Annotated in this window: 8 protein-coding genes and 1 tRNA gene; 7 read left to right on the plus strand and 2 right to left on the minus strand. The window is 36.6% G+C overall.

Translation table 11 applies throughout. The features are described from left to right. The first annotated feature begins 206 nt into the window (after window positions 1-206). Together J4Q03_RS03300 and J4Q03_RS03305 are read left to right on the plus strand one after the other, a co-directional pair. On the plus strand, window positions 207-3,170 hold the full coding sequence (locus J4Q03_RS03300; RefSeq protein ID WP_426046790.1) for a tetratricopeptide repeat protein: 2,964 nt from the start codon (window positions 207-209) through the stop codon (window positions 3,168-3,170). Window positions 3,171-3,246: 76 nt separating this feature from the next. Continuing rightward, complete coding sequence (locus J4Q03_RS03305) at window positions 3,247-5,016, plus strand: TonB-dependent receptor (protein WP_426046791.1); 1,770 nt, start codon at window positions 3,247-3,249, stop codon at window positions 5,014-5,016. 171 nt (window positions 5,017-5,187) lie between these two features. Here J4Q03_RS03305 and J4Q03_RS03310 read toward each other — a convergent pair. Continuing rightward, window positions 5,188-5,259 (minus strand) — tRNA-Arg (locus tag J4Q03_RS03310). A 346-nt stretch (window positions 5,260-5,605) separates the two neighbouring features. Next, entirely contained in the window at window positions 5,606-5,899 is a 294-nt protein-coding gene (locus J4Q03_RS03315; protein WP_426046792.1) for a hypothetical protein, read from the minus strand. 311 nt (window positions 5,900-6,210) lie between these two features. On the opposite strand from J4Q03_RS03315, the gene J4Q03_RS03320 reads away from it, so the two are divergent. From J4Q03_RS03320 to J4Q03_RS03340, 5 genes are all read left to right on the plus strand, one after another. Continuing rightward, window positions 6,211-6,660, plus strand: a complete 450-nt coding sequence (locus tag J4Q03_RS03320; RefSeq protein ID WP_426046793.1) for an Hsp20/alpha crystallin family protein — start codon at window positions 6,211-6,213, stop codon at window positions 6,658-6,660. A gap of 358 nt (window positions 6,661-7,018) precedes the next feature. Continuing rightward, window positions 7,019-8,938, plus strand: a complete 1,920-nt coding sequence (locus J4Q03_RS03325) for a polysaccharide biosynthesis protein (RefSeq protein WP_426046794.1) — start codon at window positions 7,019-7,021, stop codon at window positions 8,936-8,938. Window positions 8,939-9,259: 321 nt separating this feature from the next. Next, the gene (locus J4Q03_RS03330; protein WP_426046795.1) at window positions 9,260-9,967 is read left to right on the plus strand and encodes a polysaccharide biosynthesis/export family protein; all 708 of its coding nucleotides are present in this window, start codon (window positions 9,260-9,262) and stop codon (window positions 9,965-9,967) included. A gap of 7 nt (window positions 9,968-9,974) precedes the next feature. Next, window positions 9,975-12,311 carry a GumC family protein gene (locus J4Q03_RS03335; RefSeq protein WP_426046796.1) on the plus strand — a complete coding sequence of 779 codons (2,337 nt, stop codon included), beginning with the start codon at window positions 9,975-9,977 and terminating at the stop codon, window positions 12,309-12,311. Window positions 12,312-12,313: 2 nt separating this feature from the next. After that, a complete protein-coding gene (locus J4Q03_RS03340) occupies window positions 12,314-13,282 on the plus strand; it encodes an SDR family oxidoreductase (RefSeq protein WP_426046797.1) in 969 nt (322 codons plus the stop codon). The last annotated feature ends 21 nt before the right edge of the window (window positions 13,283-13,303 follow it).

Below are 13,303 nucleotides of genomic sequence, written 5' to 3' on the forward strand. Positions count from 1 at the left end.
GAATTAAATCAAAATATTTTTATGATAATTCTATATTGATATCCATTGAACTTTTATGATACTAAAGTAATCATTTTTTATCATCAGGCAGTGAAATGTATTCAATGGGTATTTTGGATTATTAAACCTTTTAAAACTTGCTTAAACAATAAGTTTTTAATATTTTCGTTAACTTATATAGACTAATCTTTTTATTCAGAAAAAGAATGAATTCAAAAAAAATCCTTCTCTCAGCTGCCGTGCTTTATTTCGGAACTTCCGAAGCGCAACAGTCACAGTACTTTACACAGAAAGAAAATTACAGATTTAGCCTCGCAGAAAATCTTTATCAGACCAAAATATACAATGCTTCCCAGTTCGAATATGCAAGACAGTATTTCTATAACCAGAATTTGTCCAAATCGAGAAAGGAAGCAGCGCAGTTTTTTGATAACGTGATCGGGGTAATTCTGCAGAAAAACCATGCGGAGGAAGGGTTAACGGCCTTCATGAAAGAATATCCAAATTCTGCGTATTTTGCTCAGGCTAATCTTCCGCTGGCCGATTACTATCTGGCTAAAAAAGACTTTGAAAAAGCTTTAGAGACACTGAAAAAAGTGAATCAGTACCAACTTTCAAAAGAAGAGAATACGCAGTATATTCTGAAGCTGGGCTATGCCAAATTCATGATGGGTGATACCAAAGGAGCTACAGATGCTCTTGAGGAAGCCTATAAAACAGCAGATGAATCCCAGAAAGGAGACATTGCTTATATGCTGGGGCACCTATACTATTCAGACAGACAGAGTGACAAAGCATTTCAGTATTTCGATTCGGTAAAGGACCAGCCTAAGTTTTCTAAACTGGTGCGTCCTTATTATGTACAGATGTACTATAACGACAAGAATTATGACCAGGCAATTACCGAAGGAACTGCTCTCCTGAACGAGGACATTTCTGAAGCTTATAAAGCAGAGGTTCATAAGATTATTGGAGAAAGTTATTTCATGAAGAATGACTATAATTCAGCATATCCACACCTTAAAGATTATTTGAATGTACAGCAGAATCCTTCTGAAAATGACCTTTATGAAATGGGATTTGTAGCTGCACAGCTGAAAAAATATGATGAGGCTGTTTCTTATTATAACCAGCTTATCAATAGCAATTCGGCACTGGCACAAAATGCTTATTATCAGTTAGGAAATGCCTATCTGGCAGTAGATAAAAAGCAGGAAGCCCTTTCCGCGTTCCGTTCTTCCTACCAGATGGATTATGATGCCAAAGTAAAGAAATTAGCACACGAACAGTATGCAAAATTAAGCTATGATATCGGAAACCCGTTCGAAAGCCCTTCTGCAGTGATCCAAAGCTATATCAACAACAATCAGAATGATGCGAATGCTCCGGAAATGAGATCGCTCCTTGTGAAATCTTATTTATATTCCGGAAACTATAAAGAAACCCTGAATGCGATCGACAGACTTCAGGACTCTACTCCCGAGATCAATAAAGTAGATCAGGAGGTTTCTTATTTATTGGGAACAGAAGAATTCAACAAAGGAAATTATGATGAAGCTGAAAAATATTTTCTGAGAAGCCTGGGATTCAATATCAATAAAGAGTTTTATAACAGAGCATTATATTGGTTAGGCCAGGTGTATTACCAGAAAGGAAATTATCCGTCTGCCATTGCCCGTTATGAGAAGCTTATTAACGAAAATTTCCCTGAAAAACAGCAGCTTCCATACGATTTGGGCTATGCTTATTTCAAAGCTAAAAAGTTTGATCAGGCACAGACCTATTTCAAACAGTATCTGGGCAATCCGAAGCCTGAATTTAAAAATGATGCGGAACTTCGCTTGGCAGATATTCATTACGCGAATAATGACCTGAACGAGGCGATTGCGATTTATGATAAAAATGAAGATGCTATGGATTATACCTTATACCAGAAAGCGATGGCTTTAGGATTTAAAGGAGATACGCAGGCTAAGATTATCAATTTAAAGAATCTTTTATCCAAATATCCGTCTTCAGAATATTACGACGATGCTCAGTATGAAATGGGAACGGCTTACGCTGCCCAGGATGATTTTGCGAACTCCAATGATGCTTTTGCCAAAGTGATCAAAACATCTTCGGATAAAGATCTTATTGCCAACGCATCTATTTACAGAGCACAAAATTATATTGACCTGAACCAAAGCGATAAAGCCCTTTCTGAGCTTAAATCTTTAGGTGAGCAGTATAAAAATACAGCATATGCTGAGAAGATCGTTCAGGCGGCCAAACCTGTTTTCACGAAGAACGGAGATGTTTCAGGATATGAAAACTTTGCAAAGAGCATCGGTGTGAATGTGGATGCTTCTGAGATCGACGAAATTAATCTTTCTACCGGAAAACAGTATTTCACCAAGAAAGATTACAAAAACGCTATTTCTTACTACGAAAAATATTTAACACAGAATCCTACGGGAGAAGGCCTTTATCAGGCTAAATACGAACTGGGAGAAAGTTATTATCAAACCAATAATGCTACGAAAGCCCTTCTGGTTCTTCAGGAAGTGGCCTCGGTTCAGAATGATTACCAGGATGATGCACAAACCCGCCTGGCGCAGATCTTCATTGCTCAGGGGAATACGGCAGAAGCCCAAAAATACCTTGAGAACCTCAAAAACTCTTCAGATATCAGCATTAAGAACTATGCGAATGTAGAGCTGATGAAGATGTATGCGGATGAGAAAAACTTCTCTCAGGCTGAAAAGCTGGCCGATGCAGTGATTGCCAACACGAAAAACTCTTCAGCAGTCATTGAAACAGCGAAAGTGATCAAAGCGAGAAGCTTAATGAATTCTGGAAAAGATAAAGACGCACAGACCGCTTATACTTCCCTTGAAAAATCATCCAACACATCGGTGGCGGCAGAAGCATTGTATGCAAAAGCTTATTATCAGAATAAAGGAAAAGCATTCAAATCTTCAAATGAGACCATCTTCAAGCTGGCCAATAACTATGCATCCGAAGACTATTGGGGAGCAAAAGCCTTGGTACTGATGGCGAAAAACTATGTGGGACTGAAAGATAATTATCAGGCAAGCTATACCTGCGACCAGATCATTGAGAACTATAAAGATTTCCCGGAGATTGTAGCAGAAGCAAAAGAGGTTAAAAAGCAGATTAAAAAGTAAAGTGTATAAAGTGTAATGTAGAACCCAGTAAGTACATTATACATCCGATATTATACATTAATACAAATATTGAACAATGAACAGAAAAATTCAATTATTATCCATATTATTTTTAGGGTTTTCGCAGTTTGCGTTTTCCCAGATCAAGGAGGAGAAACTGATTCTTAATAAGAAGAGGGAACCGGAGGTGAAGAAGATCGAGAAGAAGAAAACCTCTGTGGAAACGATTAAGAATTATCCGCCGGAAGAGAAATCCCAGAACCCTGTGAAATATACGATTACAGATGTGCCTGCGGTTTCTGATTTTAAAACTTCCACAATACAAGGACAGGATGTAACTCCGAAATTCGAAGGAACAGCTCAGAATAATTATGTACAGTTCGGAATGGGTAACTTCGGGAAAATCCTTGCCGATGCCAATATTTCCAAGACGCTTGATAATAAGCTGGAAGTAGGGGCAGATTTCCATTTTCTTTCCACCCTGGGTCTGAAAAAAGAATATGCCTGGGATTCCAAGCAGAGTGCTACGGCGATCGGAGCTTATCTGAACTCATATGGTGAAAAAGGAAAATTTAATCTGAATGCACAGTATGGACTGGATAATAACAGATATTACGGGATCTATGCTCTGGAACCTGCAGCAGATGTAGATCTGAAGCAGAGAGTAAGCCAGTTCAAGGTGAACGGATATTACGATTTTTACTCCAATGAGATTTTAAATGATGTAAGAGTAAAATCATCTTTCCTTAAAGATCATTTTGATGCACAGGAAAACCAGGTTTCCATTTTGGCGAACCTTTCCAAGCATGCTGTTGAGATCGGAAAGTCAGGAATTAATTTAAATGCGGACTTAGGAGTAGGATTAGAGGCTGTGAAAACGGAATTTGCCATTGTTGACAAAAATTCATCCAATTTCTTTAATACAACTTTAGACCCGAAAGTGACGTTCAGAAAAGGAGACTCTTATTTAATGCTGGGATCTACATTTTCTTTCTTAAATGCTAAGAATTCAAATGATGTGCTTGGTGGTGAGGTCAAAAATAATAAAACATACTGGTTTCCGCAGGCAGAGTTCCAGTTTGCTGCTGCTAAAGAATTTAAATTCTACGGTGGGGTAGACGGGGGCTTAAAGCTTAATACTTTCGGAGATATGTTGCAGGTCAATCCATTTATTGTTTCTGACCAGTTTTTAAAGCCAACAGAGACGAAATATCATTTCTATATAGGATTGAGAGGGGATATTGATGAAACATTCAAATATGACTTCTCTGCCGGCTACGGAAAGATGAAAGATATTATGTTCTTCCAGGGAAACAGCCTTTTCGACAACGTTTATACTTTGAACCGTTCTGCCTATAATTTTGCCAATACATTTTCTGCGGTTTATGATGACGGAAATGTAAGTGATATCAAAGGAAGTGTACAGTATTTTCCTCTTGAAAACCTGATTTTAGACGGAGAAGTAAGGTTTACCAAATACGACCTGAAGAATTACGAGGATATTTATAATGTTCCTTTAGTCAATGCCAGCATCGGAGCAAAATACACCATGCTGGATAAAAAATTACTGTTAGGATTCAAAGGAATCTTTGCCAGCGACAGAACAACCAATTCTTTTGCTATCGAAGGAGTAGCCAATCCTGATCTGGTTTATCAGTCTACGGAAAACAGGAATGATAAAGTGGGAGGCTATGCAGATTTAAATCTTTCTGCAGAATATAAGTTCCACAAAAACTTCAGCGTTTTTGCCATCGGAAACAACCTTCTGAATTCTAATTACCAGACCTATAAAGGCTATAAAGTCTTAGGTGCCCAGATTCTGGGAGGAGTGAAGATTACGTTCTAAGCTTAAAAAATTCAATACAATAAAAGCCTTACATTCTAAAATGTAAGGCTTCTTGTTTATAGCTGTCTGCTTTATTTTAAAGGGAAGTATGCTTAATAATTATCACAAAACAAAAAAGAGAAAATGCAATTATTTAATTATCAATAATATACAAATTCTCTTTTATTAAAGTGACCGCAGAAGGATTCGAACCCTCACTGTCGGAGCCGAAATCCGAAGTTCTATCCATTAAACTATGCAGCCATGTTCATCAGCAGTGAATAGTCTCAAAAGACCTGTCACTTATGATTTCCGACTGCGAAAATACTGATTTTTTTACAATTTATAAAGCCTTAAAAAGGTTAATTCAAAAATCATAGCAGGATAAAGTTATCTTTTTATAACAGAGAGTGAATGGAGGCAGAGGCAAATAATTAAAGATCAGCTATTTAAAACATTATACTATTTAAAGTCATAAAATATAAAACAACTGAAACAATGTTTCGGTTCATCAATACATCAGCAGACATTGCCCAAATCAAATAGTAGGCAAACCTTTCATGGATTTACAGATGAGATTGACCGTAGGAGTTCCGGTACAAGTTATAATTTATCTGTTGGGACGTGCACTGTCTGATACTGCTGCATTGATAGTACCGGTGGCATTACCGGTATTATTATTGCTTGTTTTTCTACCGCCTATATGAGTTTTAGTGTTTATACTGTCCCGACCTGCTGTACTGTCTGCAGAGTTCCGGGGGGATGAGGCAGCTGTGTCAGTATCGGGATAAAAACTTTGGGTATTGGCTGAATCAGCAGACGCTGTATTTTTATCTTCGTTATTTTTTTTACAAGCTAAAACGATAAAGCTTACGGCCATGATTGATAAGAATAAATTTTTCATAAGTTTATTTTAATGATGAGTTAGTGTTTTAAATGCTATGGTTGTTCAAAATTAGATATTTACTCATCAATGCTTCTATGAGCGAGATCATAATAGATTAACTGCAGGCGGGAGTAACATAATAAGATTCGCAGGTTATTCAGTTTAAAATAAAAAACGGGAAATTTTTGAAGTATAAAGTGAAATTTTGTCACTTTTTGTGAAAAAAAAACACATTTTCCAGCATGGTATTTTTTTTGATGTTTTTCATGTACAGCTGGCCAGCTGATTGTGTGTAAAATGATTGTTTAACTTAACTTAAAAGGATTATTATGAGTCTTATTAAAAGAAACCCGAATGGCTATTTAGCTCTTCCAGGTCTTTTCGATGATTTTTTTAATCGTGAACTTTTTAACTGGGGAAACAACAATTATTCATCAACCAGTACAACGGTTCCTTCAGTAAATATCAGAGAAGATGAAGATGCTTATGAGGTGCAGATTGCTGCGCCGGGAATGGATAAAAAAGATTTCGAGATAAAACTCGATGGAAACCTCTTGACCATTTCATCCTCTAAGCAGGATACCAGCGAAAAAAAGCAGGATAATTTTACCCGCAGGGAGTTCAGTTATCAGTCTTTCCAAAGAAGTCTGGAGCTTCCAAAGGATGTTGTTGATCAGGATAATATCAATGCAAAATATGAGAATGGACTGCTTTTACTGACCATTCCAAAGAAAGAGGATGCCAAACAGAAACCACCGAGATTAATCGAAATATCTTAAGGTAATTTCAATTGTCATGAACTAAGAAGAAGACCTAAAACGGTCTTCTTTTTTTATTAATATGCTTTGGTCGTAATAATAGGTCAACCATAATAAAATAAACACTGGGAAATCTTTTTTTAACATTATCATATTTTAACATTTTAGTTTAAAATTTGAAAAATACTGTGTTGCAATAAGATATGAAAGCTATAAATTTTGCAAGATTAAAATAGGAGATAATTTCATTATATAATATGTTAAATTAATATATGAGGCTAAATAATATATTAATAATTAATTATATTTGTTCAAAATTAAAAACCACCAAATGTTGAATTAAATAAAAAAATATAATATTTTTAGGTTTATCTGTAGTATGGGGAATGTTTTTAAAATTAAAGAGTTAAGGTATGTACCTAGGTGGTTAGTTTTTTTTATAGATATTTCAATCGTTTCTTTTTCTGTCTTAACGATCTACCTGTTATTAAAAAAACTGCACGTTACAATTTATTTTGTTGAATATCTCAATGAAAAAATTTTAACGATTATTGGAGTAAATATTCTGTTTATGCTCCTTTTCAAAACGTATGCAGGAATTATAAGATATTCTACTTTTTTTGATTTTTTTAAAATCCTGTGGTCTTCAGGTAGTACCTTTATAGCGTTGCTGGGGCTGAATTTTATATCCGCTATGGTGTTGGGCAGGCCACTCTATTTATATCCGGCTCTTTTTCTGTTCTTTTTCATCTCCACCCTCCTGATGTTCTTTTTCAGAATGCTTACGAGTCAGCTTTTTAGTATGGTTATGGATCGTAAGTATAAGGGTGCTTTATCCAAAATAAGAATTGCTGTTGTAGGAGTGGAAGGCGAATCCGTCTCATTGGCGAATGCGATCATTCATAATCCGGGGCATGCTTATCAGCTGGCGGGTTTTTTTAGTGCCAGATCGGACTCCAAAAAAGCAATGCTGCTAGGCCATAAAGTTTATAATAAGAAGGAACTTCTTAAAAGTGAAGATCTGACCCATCAATTTGATGCCGTTTTAATCCGGGGAAGGATTGATAAAACGGAAATGGAAGAATGGATGGCCCTTGCATTGGATAGAGGATTGAAAGTGCTGAAAGCGCCATGCCTTAACAAAATAAAGGAAGATGGTATTGTGGGAGGTATCACTCCCCTTCAAATTGAAGATTTGCTGGACCGTAGTCCTATAAAGATAGAAAGTAAAGAGGTAAAAAGCCGTCATTTTAATAAAAGTATTCTGGTAACCGGAGGCGCGGGGTCTATTGGAAGCGAAATTGTAAGGCAGGTTGCCCAGTTGGATTCATCCCTTATTGTGGTTGTGGATCAGGCTGAATCACCTTTACATGAGCTGAAACTTGAATTGCTGGAAAGATTCCCGGACCAAAATTTCAAATTTGTGCTGGCAGATATTTCGAACCACTACAGGCTTGAAAAATTATTTGAGGATTACCGTTTTTCAATAGTGTATCATGCAGCAGCCTATAAGCATGTTCCCTTGATAGAAGATAACCCTCATGAAGCTATTTTTGTAAATATCGGAGGCACCAGAAACTTAGCATTATTATCCAGACAATATAATGTCAGTCGTTTTGTGATGGTATCTACTGATAAGGCAGTGAACCCAACCAATGTGATGGGTGCCTCTAAAAGAGCTGCCGAACTTTTTGTGCAGTCTTTACAAAACTCTCCGGATAATACTACGAAATTTATTACCACCCGTTTTGGAAATGTATTGGGATCTAACGGTTCTGTAATACCGCATTTCAGAAAACAGATTGAAAAAGGAGGTCCGGTTACTATTACCCATCCTGATATTATCCGTTATTTTATGACTATTCCCGAAGCTTGTGAGCTGGTGCTTCAGGCAGGAACAATGGGAAAAGGAGGTGAAATTTATGTTTTTGATATGGGGAAGCCTATCAAAATCCTGGATCTGGCAAAAAGAATGATAAAGTTGTCGGGATATACACCGGATGTTGATATTAAAATTGATTTTATTGGTTTAAGGCCAGGCGAAAAGCTGTATGAGGAACTTTTAACGGATAATTCTACGACTATTCCTACCCATCATGATAAAATAATGATATCAAGAGATCCATTGATGGAATTTGAGGATATTGAGCTATTGTGCAAACAGATTATGCGGTCGGCTCTAAAAAAAGAGAGTTTACAGGTGGTTAAAATTCTAAAAGTAATTGTGCCGGAATTTATAAGTAATAATTCAGAATTTGAAATTTTAGATAAGACACCGGAACATGAAGTCTATCAATAACATAGTTGAAATTATGATATTAATAAGTGGAAAATAAACAAATATTTTTACTGTTTTATTTCTAATCGGAATGAAAATTGCTACAAAATGAATTGACTTTTAAAATAAGATATATTCATTTAGACCTATTTCAAATTTAAGTGAATTTGTGTTTAATATGAAAAATATACTTAATTCTGACTTTTGTTGTAAATATCTTTAATAAAATTGAGTATTAATTCGAATAGATTTAAATAACATATGAAGAAAACTATTATTACATATATAATACTGTTATCGGTTACTTTACTTTCATGTAAGCCCAAGCAGAATATGGTGTATATGTCAAAGGATAATATGGAAGAGGAAGTGGCTAAAGCAAAGTTTCAGGGTTTGCATATTCAGGAAGGGGATGTTCTTTTGATCCTTGTTTCTGCACTCGATGAAATTGCTGTAAAGCCTTTCAACCTTAATACCACCAATAAGGTAGGAAGCGAGGCTACTACCGGAATCAATCAATATGTACAGCCAAGTGAATATTTAGTGAATGAAGAGGGATATATCTCTTTCCCTGTTTTGGGGAATGTTTACACTAAAGGAATGACTCAGGTACAACTAAAACAGGATTTAGAGTCCCGTCTGAAGAGATATCTTACGGATCCTATGGTGTCGATTACTCTAAAAAACTTCAATGTAAGTATTTTGGGTGAAGTTAAAGATCCGGGTCAGAAAGAAAGTGTTTCCCAGAAAATTAATGTGTTTCAGGCACTTGGTCTTGCAGGTGATATGACGGATTATGGAGACCGAACGAATGTAAAACTTATCCGTACAGGGGACGATGGTGTAGATCAGGTTGTTAATATTGATCTTTCCAGATCGGATATTGTAAGCTCACCGTATTATTATATGAAGCAAAACGACATATTATATGTACAGCCGGATAAAAACAAGCAGGTTCAGGCCAATACCAATCCGAACAGAGCTCTTACATTCCAGATTATTGGCGCATTACTAACGGCAGGGACACTTATTGTTGCTTTAACAAGATAATAAAAATATGCAGCAGACAGAATTTCAGGCAAAGCAGGAAAAATTGAATATAAGAAAAACCATTTCTAAATACCTGTACAAATGGCCATGGTTTATTGCTTCTATCATAGTTTTTGTAACAGGTGCTTACATTTATCTTAGATACAGTGTTCCCAAATATCAGTCAAAGACTACCCTCAAATTTGATAAAAAGCAAAATGACCTTTCTTCAGCTTTGGCTGATCTTGATAATCTCGGAATAGGTCTGGGCAATGCAGATGAACTGAAAAGTGAGGCAGCAGTGGTGAACTCCCGGCCTATACTGATGCAGGTGGTGAAAAACCTTAATCTCAATGTAGAATATTTTAATGCAGGAGAAATTAAAGATTCACAGCTGTTTGCCAAAGCACCTATAACTGCAAAGATATTAAGCTATACTAATGAAAAGTTTGTATCCTCCCAATACTCCATATCGGAAATAAAGGGAGATCAGTTTACGCTTCACAGTGAGAAAAAAAAGGATGTCATAGGGAAATTTAATATTCCTTTACAACTGGACTTTGGAACGGTGATTTTGCAGAGAAATGCTGCTATTACAGCGAATTCTGAATATAAAATTATTTTCTCAAGTCCCATTGAAAAAGTAAAAAAGCTTGAAAAAACAATACGGGTAAATATTCCGGATGAAAAAGCTATGCTAATGGAAATTAGCCTGATAGGATCTCTTCCTGAAAAGTCAGAGGCCATTCTGAACGAAGTGACCAAACAGTATAATCTGGACGGACTGAGGGACAAAAACCTTCAGGCTCAGAATACCCAGGCATTTATTGATAAAAGACTGGAAGTGATCACTAAAGATCTCTCCGGAGTAGAAAACCAGAAAGAAGATTTCCAAAACCGTAACCGCATCGTTGATTTGCAGGCGCAGGCAGAACTTGCCCTGCAGAATACAAGCGAGAATACTAAAGTGCTTCTTCAGCAGCAGGCACAGCTTGATCTTCTGAATTCCCTTTCAGCAGAAGCTTTAAAAAGCAACAATCAGCTTATGCCTTCTAATCTGGGGCTAAGTCCTTCATTGGAACAGTCTATCTCCCAATATAATTTGCTTATTATCAGTAGAAATAAAACTCTTAAGCAAGCGACCAACGAAAACCCTGCTGTTATAGAGATGAACAGGGAAATTGCTTCTCTGAAGAACATTATTCGCGACAATATCAATGAGCAGAAGCAAACGGTACAGACAGGAATTGCCCAACTTCAAAACCAAATTTCAACCAGTAATAATGTCATAGAAAAAGTTCCGGGACAGTCTAAGGTTTACAGAGGAATAGAACGTCAGCAAAATCTTAAAGAGCAGCTCTTCTTATTTCTCCTGCAGAAAAGAGAAGAAAATGCAATCAATCTATCGGTAGAAGTGCCGAAAGCGAAAATTGTAAACCCAGCATTTACAGAAGATACTCCTGTATCACCTAAAAAAGATATTATTCTTCCAGGAGCTCTTTTTCTTGGGATGCTCATTCCTTTTGCAGTCTTCTATTTACTGTTTATGCTGGATGACAAAATCTATAACAGAGATGATATTAAGGAGCGTTCCGGATTGGGCGTACTGGTAGATATTCCGTCACTTAAAGATAATGAAAACCATTTGGTGCAGAAAAACGACTTTTCTGAGCTGGCTGAGGCATTCAGGGTTCTTGTTTCCAATCTTAAATTCGTTTTGCCTACAAAAGATTCTGCCAAAGTAATTATGGTAACTTCTTCGGTAAAAGGTGAAGGGAAAACCCTGGTATCCGTAAATCTTGCCCTTACCATAGCTAATAAAAACGGAAGAGCCCTTCTGATTGGTTCGGATATCCGTAACCCTCAGATTCAGAGATATGACAGTGAACCTGTGAAAAGAAAAGGTCTTACAGAATATTTATATGATGATTCGGTAAATGTGGAAGACCTTATCCATACATCAACTACGAATCCTTCATGTGATGTCATTTATGCAGGATCCATTCCTCCCAATCCTCAGGAATTGCTTTCTAATGGAAGATATCAGAAGCTTATTGAGCAGATGTCTTCTCAGTATGCCTATATTATTATAGATTCTGCACCGCTAATGCTGGTTTCGGATACATTGAGTATTGCAGATGCAGCAGATGCAACATTGTATGTAGTAAGATCCGGAGTATCAAAAAATATATTGATAGATTTTGCCAACGACCTGGTAAGAGACTCTAAACTGACGAATGTATCTTTTGTCGTTAATGATGTTTCCAGACGGGCAGGAGGTTATGGGTATAACTACAGCTACGGCTATGGTTACAGCCAGACCAAGGATAAAAGCAGTTGGTGGAAGAAAATTTTTAAATCATAGAAATGCATAAAATTTTAATTACAGGAGGAGCAGGATTTATTGGTTCTAACTTAACAGAGTATTTTTTAAATAAGGGTTATTATGTTGTTTGTTTAGATAATTTCGCAACAGGACATCGTCATAACATTGAGCCTTTCATTGGAAATCCAAATTATAAACTGATTGAAGGTGATATCCGTGATTTGGAAATTTGTCAAAGAGCAGTAGAAAATGTAGATTATATATTGCATCAGGCGGCACTGGGCTCTGTTCCAAGATCAATTAAAGATCCTATTACAAGTAACGATGTTAATGTTTCAGGATTTTTAAATATGCTGATTGCTGCGCGTGATGCCAATGTAAAACGTTTTGTATATGCTGCTTCATCATCTACTTATGGTGATTCGGCATCATTGCCTAAAGTGGAAGATGTGATCGGGAAACCGTTATCACCATATGCCATTACCAAATATGTAAACGAATTGTATGCTGATGTGTTTGGAAAAACATACGGAATGCAGTGTATTGGTTTAAGATATTTCAATGTATTTGGACGCAGACAGGACCCGAACGGAGCTTATGCTGCTGTGATTCCTTTATTTGTAAAGCAGTTAATCAACCATGAATCACCTACCATTAACGGTACCGGAGATTATTCACGTGATTTTACTTACATCGATAATGTCATTCAGATGAATGAGCTGGCGATGCTTACCGAGAATCCTGAGGCAGTCAATACGGTTTACAATACAGCAGTAGGTGACCGTACAACACTGAATGATCTGATTGGATATCTTAAAAAGTATTTAAGTGAATTCGATGAAAAAATTGCTGAAGTTAATGTCATTTATGGTCCAAACCGTGTGGGGGATATCCCGCACTCACTAGCATCTGTTGAAAAAGCAGGAAAATTATTAGGATATCAGCCTACCCATACGATAGAAAAAGGATTGAAAGAAGCTATCAGCTGGTATTGGGAAAATTTAAAATAAACAAGTTTAAATCGAGTCTTT

It is taken from the genome of Chryseobacterium sp. NFX27 (genome assembly GCF_049887855.1).
Lineage (GTDB): Bacteria > Bacteroidota > Bacteroidia > Flavobacteriales > Weeksellaceae > Chryseobacterium.